Annotated in this window: 17 protein-coding genes; 14 read left to right on the top strand and 3 right to left on the bottom strand. The window is 71.5% G+C overall.

Going from position 1 to position 20,611, the window contains the following annotated elements; all coding sequences use genetic code 11:
- Window position 1: 1 nt before the first annotated feature.
- On the bottom strand, window positions 2-967 hold the full coding sequence (locus ACIO6U_RS21695; protein WP_401721391.1) for an LLM class F420-dependent oxidoreductase: 966 nt from the start codon (window positions 965-967) through the stop codon (window positions 2-4).
- Window positions 968-1,114: 147 nt separating this feature from the next.
- Here ACIO6U_RS21695 and ACIO6U_RS21690 point away from each other — a divergent pair, with 147 nt between their 5' ends.
- The 6 genes from ACIO6U_RS21690 (at window position 1,115) to ACIO6U_RS21665 (ending at window position 7,648) form a co-directional block, all read left to right on the top strand.
- Window positions 1,115-1,621, top strand: a complete 507-nt coding sequence (locus ACIO6U_RS21690) for a DUF6328 family protein (RefSeq protein ID WP_355332664.1) — start codon at window positions 1,115-1,117, stop codon at window positions 1,619-1,621.
- 45 nt (window positions 1,622-1,666) lie between these two features.
- Window positions 1,667-2,374: an HAD family hydrolase gene (locus ACIO6U_RS21685; RefSeq protein ID WP_401721388.1), complete on the top strand. Its 708-nt coding sequence runs from the start codon at window positions 1,667-1,669 to the stop codon at window positions 2,372-2,374.
- 172 nt (window positions 2,375-2,546) lie between these two features.
- Window positions 2,547-3,683: a glutathione-independent formaldehyde dehydrogenase gene (locus tag ACIO6U_RS21680; protein WP_401721385.1), complete on the top strand. Its 1,137-nt coding sequence runs from the start codon at window positions 2,547-2,549 to the stop codon at window positions 3,681-3,683.
- A gap of 105 nt (window positions 3,684-3,788) precedes the next feature.
- Window positions 3,789-5,369 (top strand): FMN-binding glutamate synthase family protein, encoded by a 1,581-nt coding sequence (locus ACIO6U_RS21675; protein ID WP_401721382.1) that lies wholly within the window; start codon window positions 3,789-3,791, stop codon window positions 5,367-5,369.
- Window positions 5,370-5,469: 100 nt separating this feature from the next.
- Window positions 5,470-7,227, top strand: coding sequence for a thiamine pyrophosphate-dependent enzyme (locus ACIO6U_RS21670; protein ID WP_401721379.1), 1,758 nt, complete (start codon window positions 5,470-5,472; stop codon window positions 7,225-7,227).
- 214 nt (window positions 7,228-7,441) lie between these two features.
- Complete coding sequence (locus ACIO6U_RS21665; protein ID WP_401721377.1) at window positions 7,442-7,648, top strand: hypothetical protein; 207 nt, start codon at window positions 7,442-7,444, stop codon at window positions 7,646-7,648.
- A 381-nt stretch (window positions 7,649-8,029) separates the two neighbouring features.
- Here ACIO6U_RS21665 and ACIO6U_RS21660 read toward each other — a convergent pair whose 3' ends face one another.
- Together ACIO6U_RS21660 and ACIO6U_RS21655 are read right to left on the bottom strand one after the other, a co-directional pair.
- Complete coding sequence (locus tag ACIO6U_RS21660) at window positions 8,030-9,337, bottom strand: methyltransferase (protein ID WP_401721374.1); 1,308 nt, start codon at window positions 9,335-9,337, stop codon at window positions 8,030-8,032.
- A 610-nt stretch (window positions 9,338-9,947) separates the two neighbouring features.
- A complete protein-coding gene (locus tag ACIO6U_RS21655) occupies window positions 9,948-10,682 on the bottom strand; it encodes a hypothetical protein (RefSeq protein ID WP_355332681.1) in 735 nt (244 codons plus the stop codon).
- Window positions 10,683-11,182: 500 nt separating this feature from the next.
- Here ACIO6U_RS21655 and ACIO6U_RS21650 point away from each other — a divergent pair, with 500 nt between their 5' ends.
- From ACIO6U_RS21650 to ACIO6U_RS21615, 8 genes are all read left to right on the top strand, one after another.
- Window positions 11,183-12,922 (top strand): fatty acyl-AMP ligase, encoded by a 1,740-nt coding sequence (locus ACIO6U_RS21650; protein ID WP_401721371.1) that lies wholly within the window; start codon window positions 11,183-11,185, stop codon window positions 12,920-12,922.
- A gap of 3 nt (window positions 12,923-12,925) precedes the next feature.
- Window positions 12,926-14,881, top strand: a complete 1,956-nt coding sequence (locus tag ACIO6U_RS21645; protein ID WP_401721368.1) for an acyl-CoA dehydrogenase family protein — start codon at window positions 12,926-12,928, stop codon at window positions 14,879-14,881.
- Window positions 14,878-16,605, top strand: a complete 1,728-nt coding sequence (locus ACIO6U_RS21640) for an acyl-CoA dehydrogenase family protein (RefSeq protein WP_401721367.1) — start codon at window positions 14,878-14,880, stop codon at window positions 16,603-16,605. The genes ACIO6U_RS21645 and ACIO6U_RS21640 overlap by 4 nt, the downstream gene beginning before the upstream one ends.
- Window positions 16,606-16,656: 51 nt before the next feature.
- A complete protein-coding gene (locus tag ACIO6U_RS21635; RefSeq protein WP_188280097.1) occupies window positions 16,657-16,971 on the top strand; it encodes an acyl carrier protein in 315 nt (104 codons plus the stop codon).
- A gap of 197 nt (window positions 16,972-17,168) precedes the next feature.
- A complete protein-coding gene (locus ACIO6U_RS21630) occupies window positions 17,169-17,528 on the top strand; it encodes a DoxX family protein (protein WP_188280096.1) in 360 nt (119 codons plus the stop codon).
- 11 nt (window positions 17,529-17,539) lie between these two features.
- A complete protein-coding gene (locus tag ACIO6U_RS21625) occupies window positions 17,540-19,147 on the top strand; it encodes an AMP-binding protein (RefSeq protein ID WP_401721364.1) in 1,608 nt (535 codons plus the stop codon).
- Window positions 19,144-20,010: a hypothetical protein gene (locus tag ACIO6U_RS21620; RefSeq protein ID WP_355332693.1), complete on the top strand. Its 867-nt coding sequence runs from the start codon at window positions 19,144-19,146 to the stop codon at window positions 20,008-20,010. The genes ACIO6U_RS21625 and ACIO6U_RS21620 overlap by 4 nt, the downstream gene beginning before the upstream one ends.
- Window positions 20,007-20,588, top strand: a complete 582-nt coding sequence (locus ACIO6U_RS21615; protein WP_401721362.1) for a hypothetical protein — start codon at window positions 20,007-20,009, stop codon at window positions 20,586-20,588. The genes ACIO6U_RS21620 and ACIO6U_RS21615 overlap by 4 nt, the downstream gene beginning before the upstream one ends.
- The last annotated feature ends 23 nt before the right edge of the window (window positions 20,589-20,611 follow it).

Genomic DNA, 20,611 nt, shown 5'->3' with positions numbered 1-20,611 from the left:
GTCAGAGGGCGCGCAGGGCGGGCAGGAGCGTCTTCTGCGACCAGTCGAGGAAGGGCTCCTGGTGGTCGCCGCCGATCTGGATCAGGGCGATCTCGGTGAAGCCCGCCTCGATGTAGGACGCGACCGCTTCGGCGAACACGTCGGGGTCGCTGCCGCAGGGAATGGCCTCGGCGATGTCCTCGGGGCGCACGTGCTCGTTGGCTCCGGCGAAGGCCGCCGGATTCGGCAGTTCCGCATTCACCGGCCAGGGGCCCACGGACCAGCGGAACTGCTCGTGGGCCCGGGCGACGGCGGCGTCGGTGTCCGGGTCGTAGCAGACCGGGAGCTGGCCGACCCTCGGCTTTCCCGTACCGCCGTGCGCGTCGAAGGCGTCGAGCAGTTCGCTCTTCGGCTCCGTGGCGATCACCAGATCGGCCAGCCGGCCCGCGAGCGAGCAGGAGCGCTCGCCCGAGACCGCGATGCCGAGGGGCGGCGGGGTGTCCGGGAGGTCCCACAGCTTGGCGTTGTCCACCTCGAAGTGGGCGCCCCGATGGTTCACGACATCGCCCGCGAGCAGGGCGCGGATGATCCCGACCGCCTCTTCCAGCATCTCGACCCTGGTCCGCGCGGAGGGCCACCCACCGCCGACCACGTGCTCGTTGAGCTGCTCACCCGAGCCCAGCCCGAGCCGGAAGCGCCCCTCGGACAGCAACTGCATCGTCGCGGCCTTCTGCGCGATCACCGCCGGGTGGTACCGCTTGGTCGGGCAGGTCACGTAGGTCATGAGCGGGATGCGGTACGTGGCCTGGGCCGCGGCTCCCAGCACGCTCCAGGCGTACGGGGAGTGCCCCTGGGAATCGAGCCAGGGGAAGTAGTGGTCCGAGGTCACGGAGAAGTCGAATCCGGCCCGCTCGGCGCCGACCACATGGTCCACGAGCGCGCGAGGGCCCGCCTGCTCCGTCATCATCGTGTATCCGAATTGCACCATGCGAGGCGTTTAGCCGATCTTCGCGGCCGGGAAACCTCCCGCTCGGCTGAGGAGGCGGTGCGGGGGTAGGCGTAACGGACGGGCAGAGGGGGGACCGGTCCCCCGGTCAGGACACGTCGCGATCGCACACGGGCAGGTGGCTTCAGGATGACAAGCGGGACCGGCGGCAGTGCCGCACCCGGCAGGGACGAGACACCGGAGCAGCGCGCCGACCGGCAGTGGGGCGAGCTGCTCCAGGAACTGCGGGTCGTCCAGACCGGTGTGCAGATCCTCTTCGGCTTCCTGCTGACGGTCCCGTTCCAGCAGCGCTTCGCGCACCTGTCCGACGGCGAGCGCACGCTGTACATCGTGACGGTGATGCTGGGCGCGGCGACGACGGGCGCCCTGGTGGGGCCCGTCTCGCTGCACCGGATGCTGACGGGACAGCGGCTGAAGCCCGAGACGGTCGCGTGGGCGTCGCGTCTGACCGTGGTGGGTCTCGTCCTGCTCGTGTGCACCATGGCCACGGCCCTGCTCCTCGTCCTGCGTGTCGCCGGTGGCGCGACGGTCGCGATCCCGATAGTGGCGGGAATGGTCGTATGGTTCGGCCTCGCCTGGCTCGTCCTCCCCGCGGTGGCGCGACACCGCGCCCTGTCGGCGGACGGGTCCGACTGACCTCGACGTTCCCGCAGGGGAGCAGGACACGGAAAGAAGCGAGACATGACAGAGTCAGAGCCCACCGGCAGTGAGACGCGGCGCGCCGACGGAGCGGTGCTGTTCGATGTCGACGGCACCCTGATGGACACGGTCTATCTGCACACCGTCGCCTGGTGGGAGGCCCTGAGCCAGCACGGCCACCGGGTCGGCACGGCCCGGATCCACCGGCTGATCGGGATGGGCAGTGACCATTTGCTGGACGCGCTGCTCGGCGAGGACCGCGACCACGGCGAGGACGACACGATCAGCGCCGCTCACGACAGCCTCTACGCCCAGTACTGGTCCCGGCTGGTGCCGCTGCCCGGGGCTTCCGACCTGCTCAGGGCCTGCGCGGCGCGCGGCTGGCAGGTCGTGCTCGCCTCGTCCGCGAAGGGCGAGGAGGCCGACGTGATGCTCCGCGCCCTCGACGCCGATGAGGCGATCACCGCCGTGACCACCTCCGACGACGTGTCCTCCAGCAAACCCGCCCCCGACCTCGTACGGCAGGCGCTGGAGAAGGCGGGGGTCCCGGCCGGGCGCGCGGTCTTCGTCGGCGACGCCGCCTGGGACGCGCAGGCGGCCTCCAAGGCGGGCGTGCGCTGCCTCGGCGTGCTCACCGGCGGCTGGACGCGCCAGGAACTGAGCGAAGCGGGAGCCGAAACCGTCTACGAATCCGTCGCGGACCTGCTCACCCACCTGGACGACAGCGTCCTCGCCACGCCACCCCGATGACCGGCCGCCGGGCCGGCGTACGCGTGGCGTCACGACGCCGTCGCGGAAAGTTTCCCGCTCTCGGGCCCCCGTCACACGTGTCAATCACGTGACGCGGGTACGCGGACAGTAGGGAATTGTCACTTCTGTAGGTGATTGTTCCGTTTCGACCGCTCCCGAAAGGAACGACGACATGAAAGCGCTGGTCTACAACGGCCCTTACGACGTCTCCGTCGAGGATGCGCCGGACGCGCGGATCGAGCAGCCCAACGACGCGCTGATCCGGATCACCACCACCAACATCTGCGGCTCCGACCTGCACATGTACGAGGGCCGCACGACCGTCGAGCGGGGCAAGATCCTCGGCCACGAGAACATGGGCATCGTCGAGGACACCGGGCCCGCGGTGACCCGGATCAAGCCCGGCGACCGGGTGTCGGTGCCGTTCAACATCGCCTGCGGAAGCTGTCGCAACTGCGTGAACGGCTGGACCGCCTTCTGTCAGCGCGTCAACCCCACCGAGGGCATGGACGGGGCCGCGTACGGCTACGCCAACATGGGCCCGTACGACGGCGGCCAGGCCGAACTGCTCCGCGTGCCGTACGCCGACTTCAACCTGCTCGAACTGCCCGCGGGTGACGAGCACGAGGCCAAGTTCACGATGCTCTCCGACATCTTCCCCACCGGCTGGCACGGCACCGAACTCGCCGGCCAGCGCGCCGGGGACAGCGTCGCCGTCTTCGGCGCGGGACCCGTCGGACTGCTCGCCGCGCACAGCGCCCTGATCCGCGGCGCGTCCCAGGTCTTCGTCGTCGACCGGCAGGCCGACCGCCTCGCCCTGGCCGAGTCCATCGGCGCCACCCCCGTCGACTTCTCCGAGGCCGACCCCGTGGAGCAGATCCTGGACGCCACCGACGGGCGCGGCACGGACTGCGGCGTCGAAGCCGTCGGCTACCAGGCGCACGACCCGTCCGGCCAGGAGCACCCCGAACTCGTGCTGGACAACCTGGTCAAGGCCGTCCGTACCACCGGCGGCATCGGTGTGGTCGGCGTCTACATGCCCGAGGACCCGGAAGCCGCGGAGGAGGGTGCCAAGCACGGCCGGATCGCCTTCGACTACGGCACCTTCTTCACCAAGGGGCAGCACATGGGCACCGGCCAGTGCCCCGTCCTGCGCTACAACCGCGCCCTGCGCGATCTGATCGTCACCGGCCGGGCCGACCCGTCCTTCCTGGTCTCCCACGAACTCCCGCTGGACGAAGCCCCCGACGCCTACCGGCACTTCGACAAGCGCGACGACGGCTGGACGAAGGTCCTGCTCCACCCCTGACGCAAGGCGGCGAAGGCGGCCCGACGCGACCATGGGCCGGGGATGACCGGAGCTTGACCCGGCGGCCAGCATGGAGGGATCGGGGCGGGCAAGGAGCCCGACGTGATGAGAACCGGTGCCGTGGCCCTGACCCTGCTCGTGGCCGTCGCGGCGGCGGTCGCCGCCGTGGCGGTCGGCCCCTGGTGGTGGACGGCCGCCGCCGTCTTGGCCCTGCTGGGGCTGCTCGGCCTCTACGACCTGACGCAGCGCCGCCACTCGGTGCTGCGCAACTACCCGGTGATCGGCCATGCCCGCTACCTGCTGGAGAAGATCCGCCCGGAGCTCCAGCAGTACTTCGTCGAGCGGAATTTCGACGGCCGCCCCTTCGACCGCGACACCCGCAGCATCGTCTACGAACGCGCCAAGGGCACCGCGGCCGAGGAGCCGTACGGCACCGAACTCGACGTCTACCGCTCGGGCCACGAGTTCCTGGTGCCGTCGATGGCGCCGCGGCCCGTACCGGACGATCCGCCGCGGGTGCGGATCGGCGGTCCCGACTGCGCCAAGCCGTACGACATGGCGCTGCTGAACGTGTCGGCGATGAGTTTCGGCTCGCTGTCGGCCCAGGCGGTCCTGGCGCTCAACAAGGGCGCGGCGGACGGTGGTTTCGCGCACGACACCGGTGAAGGGGGCCTGTCGGAGTACCACCTGCGGCACGGCGGCGACCTGGTCTGGGAGATCGGCACCGGCTACTTCGGCTGCCGCACCGACGACGGCGACTTCGACGCCGGGGAGTTCGCCGACAAGGCCGCCCACGACAGCGTCAAGTGCGTGTCGCTGAAGCTGTCCCAGGGCGCCAAGCCCGGTATCGGCGGCGTCCTGCCGGGGGCCAAGGTCAACGCCGAGATCGCCCGGGTGCGGGACGTCCCGCAGGGCGAGACCGTCGTGTCCCCGCCGTACCACCGGGTCTTCGACACGCCCCGTGAGCTGATCCGGTTCATCGCCCGGATGCGGGAGCTGTCGGGGGGCAAGCCCGCGGGCTTCAAGCTGTGCGTCGGTTCGCGCCGCCAGTTCCTGGCCGTCTGCAAGGCGATGGTCGAGGAGGGCACCGCGCCGGACTTCATCATCGTGGACGGCGCCGAGGGCGGTACCGGCGCGGCGCCGCTGGAATTCGCCGACCACGTCGGCACCCCGCTCACCGAGGGCCTGACCACCGTGCACAACGCGCTGGTCGGCGCCGGTCTGCGGGACCGGGTCAGGATCGGCGCGAGCGGCAAGATCGCCACCGGCAGCGACCTCGTCAAGCGCATGGTCCAGGGCGCGGACTACGGCAACGCCGCCCGCGCCATGATGTTCGCCGTCGGGTGCATCCAGGCGCAGCGCTGCCACACCAACACCTGCCCCGTCGGCGTCACGACCCAGGACCCGCGGCGGGCCCGCGCGCTGGACGTCGGCGACAAGTCCGTCCGGGTGCGCAGGCTCCAGGAGTCCACCGTCGCCAGCGCTCTTCAGATCATGGCGTCGATGGGTGTCACCGATCCGTCGCAGCTGCGCCCGCACATGCTGCGCCAGCGTGTCGACCCCTACACCGTCCGCTCCTATGACGAACTGTACGAGTGGCTGGCTCCCGGTCAGCTGCTCGCCGAACCGCCCGCCTCGTGGGCCGCCGACTGGGCCGCCGCCGACCCCGACCGCTTCACCGTCTGAGCCGTCCCGCTGTGCGCACCGGCTGCCGCGCACCGCGCCGCACCCCGAAGCGCGCACCGCCACACCGCCACACCGCCACACCGTCTGAGCTGGAGGAATCATGGCCCGTACCGTTGCCCGCGTCATCGTGGACGCCCTGGCCGAACTGAACGTACGCCAGGTCTTCGGCGTCGTCGGCGACGCCCTCAACCCTCTGACCGACGCGATCCGCACCACCGACGGCGTGGAGTGGGTGGGCTGTCGGCACGAGGAGGCGGCGGCCTTCGCCGCGAGCGCGCAGTCCCAGCTCACCGGCGGCCTCGGCGTCTGCATGGGCACGGTCGGCCCCGGCTCGGTGCACCTGCTCAACGGCCTGTATGACGCGGCCAAGAGCCACACCCCGGTGCTGGCCATCGCCGGTCAAGTGCCGCTGTCCGAGCTGGGCAGCGACTACTTCCAGGAAGTCGACAACGACGCGCTCTTCAGCGATGTGGCGGTCTTCCGGGCCACCGTCACCTCGCCGGAGCAGATGCCGCTGCTGCTGGAGACCGCGGTCCGCACCGCCCTGGGACGCAAGGGCGTCGCCGTGCTGTCGGTCCCCGGCGACATCGGGGAGAAGGAACTGTCCACGGACCGGCCGGCCCGTTTCTCGCTGACCACGCCGAGCACCCGGCCGGACGAGGACGCCGTCCGCGCCGCCGCCGATCTGCTGGACCGGGCCGAGCGCGTCACCCTGCTGGTCGGCCGCGGCGCCCGGGGCGCCCGCGACCAGGTCATGGCCCTCGCCGACCGGCTGGCGGCACCGATGGTGCTCACGTTGAAGGCCAAGGAGGGCTTCGAGGGCGACAACCCGTTCCAGGTCGGACAGACCGGTCTGATCGGCAACCCCGCGGCGGCCTCCGCACTCCAGGACGCCGACACCCTTCTTCTGCTGGGCACCGACTTCCCTTACCGCGACTGGTATCCCGAGGGCCGCACCGTGGTCCAGGTCGACACCGAGCCCACCCACATCGGCCGCCGCGTCCCGGTCGAGATCGGCCTCGTCGGCGAGGTCGGCGCGACCGTACGGGACCTGCTGGTCCAGTTGGACGCCGCACCGTCCGCGTCGGCGAAGGCCCGTGACCGCAAGCATCTGGACCAGGCCGTGGAGCGCTTCGCGTCCTGGCGGGAGGGGCAGGCCCGGCTGGCGGCCCCCGACCACGACAAGGGACTGATCGGCCGCGTCCGCTCCGCCCTGGACAACCGCGAGCACGGCATCCGTCCCGAGGCGCTCGCGGCGGCGGTCGACCGCCACGCCGCCGACGACGCGGTGTTCACCTCCGACACGGGCATGGCCACCGTGTGGCTGTCGCGTTTCGTGGAGATGCGCGGCGACCGCCGCCTCCTGGGCTCGTACAACCTCGGCTCGATGGCCAACGCCATGCCGCACGCGCTGGGCGCGCAGATGCTGGACCGGGGCAGGCAGGTCGTGGCGTTCTGCGGCGACGGCGGCCTGAGCATGCTGCTCGGCGACCTCATGACGCTCAAGACGTACGACCTGCCGGTCACCCTCGTCGTCTTCGACAACCGCCGGCTCGGCATGGTCAAACTGGAGCAGGAGCAGTCGGGGCTGCCGGAGTTCGGCACCGTCCTGGACAACCCCGACTTCGCGGCGGTCGCAAACGCCTTGGGCCTGACGGGTATCCGGGTCACCGACCCCGACGAGTTGGACGACGCCGTCCGCACCGCGCTGGCCGCGCCGGGCCCGGTGCTCCTGGACGTCCTCACCAACCCGGACGAGATCGCCGTTCCCGCCAAGCCCACCGTCGAGCAGGGCTGGGGCTTCGCCGTCGCCAAGATGAAGGAGATCGTCCGGAGCTCCGGCGACAACTCGCACTGAGGGCACCGGCGTTGCGCGGTCGGGGTCGTCGGGGCATCGGGGCATCGGGGCATCGAGCCGTCAGACCGTCGAACCGTGTGCCGTAAGCGCCGTCGTGCCGTCGTGCCGTCGTGCCGTCGAGCCGTCGTGCCGTCGTCCCAAGTAGCCTCCCGCGTGAGATCTTTGAGGTGTCGCCCGGCCGACTCCGGCCGGCCGACGTGGAGATGGGGGAGACATGATCGCTCTGGTGCTGATCGGCGTGCTGGTGATCGTCGTCGGCGGGTGCGCGTGCGTGGTGTGGGCGAGTCGCGGCGGGCCCCGCTGGGTGCGCGCGGTGGCGTCGGTGACCCTCGCCGCCGGTGAACTGGTGCGCGGCTCCGAGCGCAACCGGCGACAGCGGGAGCGCCGACGCCTGAACCGGTCCGGCAGCGGCAGCGACTGACGGCGGTCGCCGCTGGGTTGGCGGCGTCATCTCACCGCCGCACCGGCCTTGGAGCAGCGCATGTCGTCGTTGGACGAGTTGCGGTCCCTGCCGGGCGAACCCCCGTACCGGCGGCCGGATCCGGAGGGCTGGCGCGACATCGAGCAGTACGTGGGCTCCGCGCTGCCCGGCGACTTCACCGCGTTCCTCGACGCCTACGGCAGCGGAGTCGTCTCCGGCGAACTCGTCGTCTTCCACCCCCGTGGATCGAGCCCGTTGCTGGACCGCACGCGCAGGACGAACGCGATGTTCACCGCGCGGCGGGAGTGCGCCGTGAGCGACGGCGACACCGAGCACATCCCGTACCCCTTCCACCTTCGAGCTGTTCTGAGCGCGGCGCGGTCAGGACTTGGTGGCGCGGAGGATCACGAATTTGGGGTCGGAGGCGACGATGTCGCAGGTGCCGAAGAGGCGGCGCAGGCGGAGGTGGTAGCCGAGGTGGCGGTTGCCGATCACCCAGAGTTCGCCGCCGGGGCGCAGGACGGTACGGGCGGCGGTGAACATCCGGCGGGCCGTGATGTCGGTGGTGGCCTGGTGGGAGTGGAAGGGCGGGTTGAGGAGGACGAGGTCGGCGCTCTCGGCCGGGACCCCGGTCAGGCCGTCGGCGACCAGGAACTCCGCCTTGGTCGCGGGGTCGGCATTGGCGCGGAAGGTGGCCTCGGCCGAGGCGACCGCCTGGTGCGACTCGTCGGCGAACAGCACGGCGGACTCGGGGTTGGCGAGCGCGGCGGCCGTCCCGACGACGCCGTTTCCGCAGCCGAGGTCGACCACGCGGTCCGGGCCGTGCCGGACGGGGAGGTGCTGGAGCAGGAAGCGGGTGCCGATGTCGAGCCGTTCCGCGCAGAAGATGCCCGCGTGGTTGGTGACCGTACGGCCGGAGACCGCGCCGATGCCGTCCGGCAGCGCGTAGGTGATCGGCCAGGGGCTGGCGGTACGGGTCCGGCCCGCGGCCGGGGCGCAGAAGATCAGCCGCGCCTTCTTCTCGGCCAGTGACGTACGCGTCGGTCCGAGGATCCGCTCGAAGAGGTTGAGCGTCGAGGTGTGGATCTCGGTGGTCATGCCGGTGCCGACCACGACGGTGCCCTCGTGCACGGCGGGCGCGAGGCGGTGGAGCTGGTCCTCCAGCAGCGCGAGGCTCTTGGGGACCCTGATCAGCAGGACGTCCACGCGGTCCGGCGGGGTGTCGCGGGTGGACAGCAGCCGGACGCCGTCGGCCTCCTCCGGGGCGTTGCGCAGCAGATTCGCGCGGGTCGCCTCCTGGGCCAGGAAGGAGTCCGAGATCTGGGTGGGGCGGTGCGCGGCCAGCGCGGTGGTCAGCGCGCCCCAGCGGTCACCGACCACGACGACGGTCCCCGACAGGTCCACGGACCCGGCCGCCGTACGCCCGCCGGCCGCGCCGTCCGCCTGCGCGGCGGGACGGGAGCCGGCGCGGGCGTCGCCCGGCGGATCGGCCCGCTGACCGGTGCGGTTGTCGCCTCGCGCGTCGGCCCGCGGGTCCGCCCGAGCGTCGGCTCTCGTGTCGGCTCGGGTGTCCGCGAGATGCCGGAGCGCGTACGCGTCGGCGGCGTCCCAGGCCCGCAGTTGGTCGCGCGGGTCCTGCGGGAAGCGAGTGAGGTCGAGGTCACCCCAGGGCGTCGTGAATCGGATCATGGTGCTCACAGGCTAACCGCTACGCCACCACTGAGCGGTCGACCGGTGGCCGTCAGGCGTCGGACGGGGGTTGGGCCACCCCCCTCGGGGCCCCCTTCAGCCCCCTCGGGACCCCCTTCAGACCCCCCTCGGAGCCGCTTCCGCGGGGGTTTCACCGAGGTGGCGGGGCGCGGCTCCTTCACTGCCGCGGGCCGGGCGCTGGGCTCCACGCGGGCAAGGAGCGGGACCCGGAGGCATGTCCAGCCCCCGGGCCCCTCGAAGTGCCGCCCCGTGCACACACCGGCGCACTTGAGGCCGCGGGTCAATCTGATGTCGACTCGTTCTACCGTTGAACTACCGGCCCGCGAAAGAGGACCAGACAGGATTCGAACCTGCACCTGACGACCTTGCCCGCGGCCGATCGATCCGGTGATCGGCGGCGACTGCTGAGTCTGGAGCGAGAGTCTGAGATTGATCGCGGTCTGCCTCTGCCATTTGGGCTACCCCCGCGAGTGGTGCGGGGCGAGGGACTCGAACCCCCACTGGAACCGCGTCGTTCACGACGAACTTCAGCTTCAGCTTTGCGCTCCTGGCGCACCCTCCGCGCTCCGGCGGAGGGGATCTAGGGGGGTCACTGCGCGAACAGGAACCCGAACACGGCCTCGCCGACGCGCCGGTCGGTGACCTCCGTGCCGTTGGCCTCCTCGCGGGCGAACTTCACCGCCTGCTGCAACTTCTCGACCCGGTCCAGCAGTTCGTTCACCCGGCGGGCGGGGAGCGCGCCGGAGAACTTCACCGTGGTCCAGTAACCGACCGCCACGTCCTCGTAGTACACCTCGACCTGGGCCGGGTGCTTCTCGGTGGCCTCGGCCTTCACGTGGTTGCGCGGGACCTTCTTGGTGCGGATCGTCCGTACCGGCTCGGTCTTCCAGGCGTCCGTGGAGGCGTCCAGATTCCAGCCCTCGGCCGCGTCCAGCACCGGCAGCTTGCGCACGAAGGTGTTGAGGTCGGTGAGCTGCTTCTCCAGGAAGAGCAGATACGACACGGGCACGTCGCTGACGACGGTGCGGCCGTCGACCGTGACATCGGCGCGCGCCTCGCAGTTGGCCCAGTCCTTGGTGGCGGTCACGTCGAAGAGCCGAGTGAGCGCCGCGGCGGTGTCCCGCAGCACATTCTCGGCCTTGACCTGCACCCGGGTGGACTCGGGCGGCAATTGCTCGCCCTCCTCGTCCTTCGGCTGATAGCTCCGCGAGATCCCGGAAAGCAACGCGGGCTTCTGCAAGTCGTGATGAGCGGTCGTCAGTTCCTGCTGCGCCTTGGACTTGACGCCCTTCTCGACCGCGATGATCTGATTGAGTTTCGCCACACACAGACCGTAACAGCGCGCCGACCACGCGTTCGACCGGTTTTCGCGGCGCCGGGCTTCGAATGTCCCGCCCGGCCGCCGACTCCGGAACCCCACGCCTCACTTCCGCCGCGACCCGACGCCGACTCCCCCGCAGGTAACCGCACATTATGGACGAAGTCCCGTTGAGAGCTTGGTCGTTACCGGCGCGCACGCCTCGGGCGTCTGGTACTGTCACGACCGCCAGTCAGCCATAGGTCGGTCTTCAACGACGGATCTGACTGATGACACGGGGTAGGAATCAGAGCTCGGCGCAGTGCTTCCCGGGGATCCACGGGCCGAGCGATGTGAATTCGCAATAGATTTTTGAGTGTCGTTGCCGCGATCGACCGCGCCCGAATACGGGGGTGCGCCGTCCGATCGCGACAACGTCTATTGGTCGCTGCCGGCTGGAGGTTCAGCCGTGGGCGAGATTGAGATCGGGGGCGATCTTGCGAAGGCCGAATCATTTCACCGAGCTTGTGCTGCGTCATGCCGCTGAACTGCCGGACAAGGACGCGTACTTCTTCCTGCCCGGCAGCACGCCGGGCACCGAGGCGCAGCGGCTGACCTACGCGGCGCTGGACGCCGAGGCCAAGCGGATCGCCTCCTGGTTACAGGAGCACGGCGCCGTCGCAGGACAAGTGCTCCTGCTCTACCCCTCGGGCCTGGACTTCGTCGCGGCCTTCGTCGGCTGCCTCTACGCGGGTTCGGTCGCGGTGCCGGCGCCGCTTCCCGGCGACCAGGGCAACCAGGCCGCCCGGCTCACCGGCATCGTGCGCGACGCCGAGGTCCGCGCGGTGCTCACCGACTCCGCCAACGAACCCGCCGTCAGCGCCTGGCTGCGCGAGTCGGGCGTGACCGGCGTCGCCGTCCTGGCCAGTGACGACCCCGCCCAGGGCGACGCACGCGCGTGGACCAGTCCTCAACTCACCGCTGATTCGCTGGCGTTCCTCCAGTACACCTCCGGCTCCACCAGCGAGCCCAAGGGTGTGATGGTCTCCCACGGGAACCTGATGGCCAATCAACTCGCCATCCAGCACGTCCTCGGCACCCACCAGGACAGCCGCATGGGGTGCTGGCTGCCCGCGTACCACGACATGGGCCTGATCGGGCACATACTCCACTCGCTGTACGTCGGCGGCTCGACCGCGCTGATGTCCCCGGTCTCCTTCCTCATGCGGCCGGTGCGCTGGTTGCAGATGATCAGCGAGTACGGCGTCGCCGTGAGCGGCAGCCCCAACTTCGGCTACGACCTGTGCCTGCGCCGGGTCACCGACGAGCAGTTGGCCACCTTGGACCTGAGCAAGTGGCAGCACGCCTCCAACGGGGCCGAGCCGATCAGGGCGGAGACGGTGCGCGCGTTCACCGAGCGCTTCGCGCCCGCGGGCTTCCGGCCCGAGTCCGTCAGCCCCTGCTACGGCATGGCCGAGACCACACTGCTGATCTCCGGCGTGCGGGCGGACCAGAATCCCGTCTTCCGTACCGTGGACGCGGCGGCCCTGGAGCAGGGGCGGCTGCGCGACGCACCGCGGGGCGGCGGCACCCGCGACCTGGTCGGCAGCGGCGTGGTCGACCCGGCCGACTTCAGTGTGAAGATCGTCGATCCGGACGAACGCTGCGAGCAGCCCGAGGGCGGCGTCGGCGAGATCTGGGTCAAGGGCGCCAGCGTGTCCTCCGGGTACTGGAAGCGTCCCGACACCAACGCCGAGATCTTCGACGCCGCGATCGTGTCGGCGGCGGGCTCAGACCCGGGCTGGCTGCGCACCGGCGACCTCGGCGTCCTGGACGCGGGGCAGCTCTACGTGACCGGCCGCCTGAAGGAAATGATCCTGATCAACGGGCGGAACATCTACCCGCACGACGTCGAGCGCGAGGTGCAGTCCCTGCACCCGGCCTTCCGCGGCGGCGCCGGGGCGGCGTTCTCGGTGGACGACGGCGAGGAACACCTCGTGCTGGTGCAGGAGTTCCGCCGCGGCGCCGCGCAGGACCCGGCGGAGCTGTGCGCCGAGGTACGCGCCCACGTCCGCCGCGAATTCCAGGCCAGTTGCAGTGTGCTGCTGGTCCGCCCGGCCACGGTGCGCAAGACCACCAGCGGCAAGATCCAGCGCACTTTGATGCGGTCGCTGCTGCTGGAGGGCCGGCTGGGCGCGGTCCACCAGGATCTCGACAAACAGGTGGCCAACCTCGTGGCCGGGCCACTGGTCACCTCGGCGGGCTGAGCCGTGGACCACACACCTCACCGCCTCGCCGAGCGGCTGGAATGGGATCTCGGCGATCCGAGGGAGCCGGGCACGCTCTTCAGCCATGCCCGCAGCCTGGAGCTGGACGAGCGCGAGGAGTTCCCCGCCGCGCTCTGCGACCTGCTGGACGGGCTCGGCCTGCACGAGTTCTACGTCCCCGCCGCCCACGGCGGCCGGCTGACGGACTACGAGCAGTTGGTGCAGCTCATGCGGACGGTGGCGCGCCGCGACCTGACGGTGGCGATCGCGCACGGCAAGACGTATCTGGGCGCGGTGTGCGTCTGGGTGAACGGCTCGGCGGAGCAGTCCCGTCGGCTCGGTGCGGCCATCGCCTCCCGGCTGCCGGTCGCTCTCGCGCTGACCGAGCGCGCCCACGGCAGTGACCTGCTGGCGGGCGAGGTCGTCGCGGAGCCGTCCACCGGGACACCGGCCACCGGGACCGCATCCACCGGGACACCGGCCGCCGGTACCGCGCCCACCGGTACCGCGCCCACCGGGACACCGGCCGCCGGTACCGCGTCCACCGGTTCGCCCACCGGGACGCCGGCCGCGGACTATCTGCTCAGCGGCGAGAAGTGGCTGATCAACAACGCCACGCGCGGCGCCCTGCTGTCCGTGCTCTGCCGTACCGATCCGGCGGGCGGCCCCCGTGGCTACTCCGTCCTGCTGGTGGACAAGCGCGACATGCCCGCCGACGCCTACCGGCACCTGGATAAGGTGCGTACGCACGGCATCCGCGGCGCGGACATCTCCGGGATCGCCTTCGACCGGGCCCGGGTCCCCGCCGACGCCGTGGTCGGCGAGGTGGGGGGCGGCCTGGAGACGGTGCTCAAGGCGCTTCAGTTGACGCGCACCATGTGCGCGGCGCTCTCCCTGGGCGCCGCCGACCACGCGCTCGCGCTCGGTCTCGACTTCGCCGCCGAACGCGGCCTGTACGGCCGGTCGTTGATCGAACTGCCGCAGGCGCGCAGGACCCTGGCGGAGAGCGCCGCCGACGTGCTGGCCGACGAGGCGCTGACGCTGGTCGTGGCCCGCGCGGTGCAGACCCTCCCGGCGGAGCTCTCGGTCGTCTCGGCGGTCACCAAGTACCTGGTGCCGACCCGTACCGAGGCGGTCGTCACCGCGCTGACCCGACTGCTCGGCGCCCGCGCCTTCCTCAAGGACGTCTACGCGGGCGGCCGGTTCCAGAAGGTGGACAGGGACCACCGGATCGTCGGCCTCTTCGACGGCAACACCCTGGTCAACCTCAACTCGCTGATCAGCCAGTTCCGTTTGCTGGTGCGGGCCCACGAGCGCGGTACCGGGGACGTGCCGGGAGCGGTCACCGCTTTCCGCCTGTCCGCGCCGCTGCCCGCCGTCGACGTCGACCGGCTCTCGCTGATCGCCCGCCACGGCAGCGGTGTCCTGGCCGCGCTGCCCGACTGCGTCGAGGAGTTGCGCGGCCTCGCCGCGCGCGATCGCGCGGTCGAGCCCGCCCTGCGCGCCGCGCGGCGGCTGCTGACCGTCGTGGACGAGGTGCACGCGGAGATGGCCGGGTTCCAGGACGCGCAGACCGAGACGCCGCAGGCGGCCTTCGAGGCCGCCCGCCGCTTCGCACTGTGCTTCGCCGCGGCGGCCTGCGTCGGCCTGTGGACGCACAGCCACGTCGAGGCGGAGACGGGCGCGACGGCGCCCCTGTGGCGGGACGCCCTGTGGCTGCGGGCCGCCCTCGCCCGGCTGCTCACCGCGCTCGGCGTGCCCGACGCGGCGGACCCCGAGGCGCTGGACGACGTGCTCGACGCCGCGGGCGCCCTGCACGCGCAGGGACGGCTGGTCTCGCTGCTGCCGCTGTCGCTGCGCCCGGACGGCCCCGCGCGGGAGGCCGACCGGACCGCCGCGACCGGCCACGCGCCGACACCGGCACCCCCTTCGGCGGCGGCGGTGGGGAGCGCGACATGACGGACGGTCAGGAAGCGCGCGTGGCGGCCCGGGTCGCCGAACTCAACGCCGCCTTCGGCGATCCCGCCGACCCCGCCAACCCGGTCGGCAACGCCCGGCTGTTGGAGGCCGACGAGGCCGGTGAGCTGTCCGCGGACGGCGAGAAGCTGCTGGACGCGTTCGGCCTCAACGCCGAGTTCGTGCCCACGGCGCTCGGCGGCCGGCTGGAGCGGATCGACTCGCTGGCACGGGTCCTGCGCGAGGTGTTCCGGCGGGACGTGGCGCTCGGACTCGGCTACGGCGTCACGTCGTTCATGGCCGCGGTCAACGTGTGGACCGAGGGCGACGCACGGCAGCGGGCCCGGCTGGCGGAGATCCTGCTGGGCGGCGGCCGGGTCTCCGTGGCCTACCACGAACTCGCGCACGGCAACGACTTCCTGCGCAACGAGTTCGAGGCGCGGGTGCGGCCCGACGGCTCATTCGTCCTGCACGGCGCCAAGCAGGTCATCAACAACGCCGAACGGGCCCAGGCATGGCTGCTGTTCAGCCGCACCGACCCGGCGCCGGGGCCGCGCAGCCACTCGGTGCTGATGGTCGAGCGCGCCGAGGTGGCGCCCGAGCGGCTGACCGTACTGCCCCGCTACGGCACCGTCGGCGTACGCGGCTGCCTGCTGTCCGGCCTGGACTTCGACCGGGCACCGGTCAAGGAGCACGCGCTCGTCGGGCAGTTGGGGCACGGCGCCGACGTGGCCCTGCGCTCCTTCCAGCTCACCCGCGGCGCGCTGCCGGGAATGGCGCTGGGCGCGGCGGACACGGCGCTGCGCACGGTGGTGTCCTTCGCGCGGGGACGGCACCTCTACAAGCGGACGGTGGCCGAGATACCGCAGGCGCGGGCCACGCTCGGCGGCGCGTTCCTGGACCTGCTCATCAGCGACTGCCTCTGCCTGGTCGGAACCCGCGCCGTGCACCTGCTGCCGGACGAGGCGAGCGTCTACGCCTCGGCGGTGAAGTATCTGGTGCCGACACTGCTGGGCGAGGCCGTCCACGGTCTCTCGGTCGTGCTGGGCGCCCGGTTCTACCTGCGCGACGGGGAGTTCGGCGTCTTCCAGAAGCACCTGAGGGACCTGCCGGTGCTCAGCCTGGGCCACGCGGGCGCGGCGGCGTGCCAGGCGACGATCATCCCGCAGTTGCCGCGGCTGGCCCGGCGTTCCTGGTTCAGGACGGAACCTGCCCCCGACGCCCTGTTCGACCCGCGCGCCGATCTGCCGGGGATTCCGTTCGACCGGCTCGCCCTGACCGGCGACCGGGACGGCCTGAGCGCGTCGCTGGTCGCGGCCGCGGACACGGCGCCGGACGGCACCCCGCACGAGGCGGCCGTGCGCGCGCTGGCGCTGCACCTCACCGACGAACTGCGCCTGATCCAGGCGGAGAGCCTCGCGCTCGCGCCGCTGGACCGTACGGCGCTGGCCTCGCCCGCGAGTTTCGCGCTGTCGGACCGCTACGCGGTGGTGCTGGCGGGTGCCGCGGTGCTCGGCGTGTGGCGCCGGGCACGGGCGCGGGGCGGGGATTCCTTCCTCGCCGACCCGGCGTGGGCCGCCGCGGCCCTGGACCGCCTCGTCCGGCGACTGGGCCGCCGTCCCGCCGGGCTGCCCCCCGACTGCGCCGGGCGGGTGTGGGAGGAGTTGCTGCGCCGCCACACCGAGCGCCGCGGTTTCGATCTCTACGACACCGCCCTGGCCGGTTGACGGCGCCCGCCGCCCCGTACCAAGAACCCCTACTCGGATCTGGAGGAACCCGTGACCGACACGACTACCGGCAGTTCGGCGCCCCGCCCCGACAGCACACCGCGGCCGCACACGGCCGAGTCGCTGGCCGGGTGGCTGGTCGGCCACGTCGCCGCCTACACCCGGCTGTCCGCCGACGAGATCGATCCGACGGCGCCGCTGACCGACTACGGCCTCGACTCCGTGGCGGCGCTCAGCCTCTGCGGTGACATCGAGGACGAGTTCGACCTGGTCGTCGAGCCCACGGTGGCGTGGGACCACAGGACCGTGGACGCGCTCGTGGCGTACCTGCTCGACGCACTCGGGCCGCGGTCGGAACCGGCCTGACGGAACACACCGGCCACCGCCCACGCGAACCCGGCGACCTTCCGCCCGGCCCCGGCGGCCGTCCGCCCGCACCAGCCGTCGTCCGCCCGCACACCAGCCGTCATCCGCTCGAACCCCCGCCTTCCGACCGCCGGACGCTCCGGCCCGGAGGGTCCCCCCTCCCCCGCAGATGCCGACCGAACCAAAGGAAAACGAGAATGCACCTCAGCCCCAGCCCGTCGTGGCCGCAGATCGTGCTCGCGGTACTGCTGGCCTCCGATGTCCTGATGTCGCTGCGCCCGCCGAAGTTCATCCAGGTCTGCCTCGACGGAGTCAACCTGCCGCGGGACTGGTGGTGGGTGCTGATCGTCGTCAAGACCCTCGCCATCGTGGGCCTGTTGGTGGGCATCAAGCACGACGGCATCGGCTTCGCCGCGAACGTCGGCGTGATCGTCTACTTCCTGTGCGCGTCGTTCGCGCACATCCGGGCGCGCTTCCTGAAGCAGGAGTTCTGGGTCAACTGCCTCGGGTTCCTGGCCATCGCCGTCGCCGCCTTCATCGTCTCGTTCGCGGTCTGAGGAGGCGTCGGATGAAGAAGCCGCCGAAGAACCTGGGGCTGCTGTTCGACTGGCACGTCGAGCAGTCCCGCACCACCGAGCTGATCCTGGACCGGCCGTTCGACATCGCCCCCGACGGCGGCGCGGACTACGACGCCGCCGCGCTGGCCGAACTGGTGCGGGAGGCGTCGGCCTGGCTGTACGAGGCCGGCGCGCGCAAGGGCGACCGGATCGCCGTCGTCAAGCGCAATCACTTCGACATGATCCTGCTGGCCGCCGCGGCCGCGCGGATCGGCGCCACCGCGGCGACGATCTCGGGGGCCAACTACCCCGAGCACCTGGCGGTGATGCTCAAGCGGCTCGACCCCTCGGTCACCGTGATCGCCTCGTACGTGCTGGAGGCGGCCGACCGCGTCGGGGTGGACCTGCGGTCGTTCGGCACCACCGTCCTGATCGACGGCGCCGACGCGGGAGCCGGTCTGCTCACGATCGACGGGCTGCGGGGCAGCGCCGCTCCGGCCCTCGATCTACGGGCCGACAGCGAGCCGATGATGATCACGCACACCTCGGGCACCACGAACACGCCGAAGCTCGTCGCGCACACCGCGGACTCCTGCCGGGCCGGCACCCGCCTGGAGCTGCTGCCGATGCCGCTCGCCGTCAACGGCCAGAAGGACATCGCGCTCAGCTCCATATCGTTCGCGCACTCGCGCGCCTACGCCTGGGCCATGGCGCAGCTCCGGTGGGCGCCGAAGGCGCTGGTCATCGCCAGCAGCCACGAGGCCGACGACGTCGAGCGGGTGCTCGACCGGGCCCGGCCGACGACGATCGAGGCCACCCCGAACGTCTTCCAGCGCTGGGTGCCGCTGGCACGGCGCAGGCCGGAGCTGTTCGCGCGGGTCCGCTACTACATGAACACCTTCGACCTGATGCACCCCTCCATCGCCCGGCCGTTCGTGAACGCCTCCGAGCGCCGGTTCGTGCTGTGGGGGCACAGTTGGGGCCAGAGCGAGGTCGGCCCGATGGCCGGCTTCGGCTACACCCGCGGTCAGATCAACCGCCGTGCGGCCTCCGGCGGGAACATGAACATGATGGGCAACCCCTGGCCGGGGCTGGTGAGCGTCAAGGCCGCGGACCCCGAGACCGGCGAGCCGGTCAAGCGCGGCGAGGTCGGCGTGCTGTTCGCCAAGGCCAAGTCGATCTGCGTCGACTACGTCGGCGAGTCCGACCGCTACGCGGAGAAGTGGAAGGGCGCCTGGTGGAACACCGGTGACGTCGGCCACCGGGACGCCCTCGGCCGGATCCACTTCGTGGACCGCGCGGTGGACGCCATTCCGGGCGGGAGCGCCACGGAGCTGGAGAGCGAGCTGCTGGACCGGATCGACAACGCCGTCGAGGTGATCGTCCTGACCCGCGGCGACCAGAGCCCCGTCCCCGTCGTCAGCCTCGACGGACCGGACCTCACCGCCGAGGAGTGGGCCGAGGTGACGCGCGGTCTGGCACCGCTCGCGGCCCCGGTGTTCATCCCCTGGGACCGCCTTCCGCGGACGTCCACGTGGAAGGTGCGCCGTAAGGAACTGCGCTCGATGGTGTTCGAGGAAAGCGCCGACGACACCGTATTGGAGGAGCGATTCACGTGACAGCGACGCGCGATCCGTACGGCACCGCCCTGGAGTCGGTGCTGCGGACCGTCCCGTACAACAGCGGGACGGAATACCTGCACTGGTACCACAAGAGCGCGCCCGATCCGCGGCACGGGCTGGCGTGCATCTACCAGACGCTCTACGTGGCGGAGCGCGCGACGGCGCTCGGCGCGCCCGAGGCGAAGATCCTCCAGGATCTCCGGCACATAGCGGCGGTCTTCGAGACCGGCGGCGACGTCGTGGTGCTCGACCCGTACCTCCTGCACCTGACGCCGATCCGGTTCCCCGCGCGGGAGGTCGCGGCCGGGCACTCGTCGGTCGAGGTCGACGCCGCGCCGGTCAGGCTGGACGCCCGGGGCGGGCGGCACCCCGGCCGGCTCGCGGCGGTGTACCGGTCCTCCGACCACGGCTACCGGATCCGGCTGAGCTACTCCAAGTACAGCGTGGAGAAGGACACGTACATCCTGAGCAGGCATTTCACGCTGCGTTCGGAGAACGAGTTCGTGTACGCCGACTTCTCGTCCGACATGCTGGGGCTGCTCACCCACCCCGAGCAGAACAGCGTGTCGATCCGGGCGCTGGTGGCCGGGGCGGAGGTGACCGCCGAGGCGATCATCCCGCTCAAGGGCTTCGCCGACCGCGAGTTCTCGGCCGCCGACATCTGGCTGCGGTCCGGCCAGGGCGTGGCGTCCCGCAACGGCGACGGCGCGCACGCCTCGGCGGTCTGGGCGGACCTGGAGCGCAGTACGGGCCTGGGGCGCGCGGACATCGAGGAGCATCTGGTGTCGGCCGCGCAGGTGTATCAGAAGATCGCCGATCACCGGACGGACCTGCCGGGCTACTCCTTGCAGGACGCATGACGAATCGGGAGCGCATGGAGCTTCGGCGCGTTTTCATCGCCGGCACGATCCAGGGGGCCAACGCCGATCTGCGGATCGACGACCAGGGCTATCGCGAGCAGATCGCGGCTCTGGTGCGGGCGCGTTTCCCCGAGGCGGAGTGCTTCGACCCGAGCACCGGGGTCACCCGTCAGCTCGCCGACCCGACGACGATTTCGGTGATCGGCAAGCTGATCGGCGACGTTCCCCCGGTGCTCGACCTCGGGTCGCTGCCCGCGGAACTGGCCGCGCTGCGGGCCACGTTCAACGAGATGACCCGGGAGGCGGCCGACTGCGACCTGTGCATCGCCTTCCTGCCGGGCCGCACGCTCAGCATGGGCACCGCCATGGAGATGCAGGCCGCGTTCTCGGCCGGTGTGCCGGTCGTGGCGGTGACCTCGCTGGTCGACAACCTCGCGGTGATGTCGGTGTCGTCGTGGGTCGCGCGTGACCTGGACGCGCTCGCGGGACTCCTGGACGGACTGCGGGAGATGAGCGTCCCGCTACCGGAGCGGGGTCACGGTGCGGACCGCGCCCTCGCCGGGGACGCCGCTCGCTGAGCCGCGCGGTGCGCTCCCGCACG

The organism is Streptomyces sp. NPDC087422, assembly GCF_044744145.1.
GTDB lineage: Bacteria > Actinomycetota > Actinomycetes > Streptomycetales > Streptomycetaceae > Actinacidiphila.
Note: the sequence above shows the minus strand (reverse complement) of the source record. Positions and strands in the feature narration are given on the sequence as shown.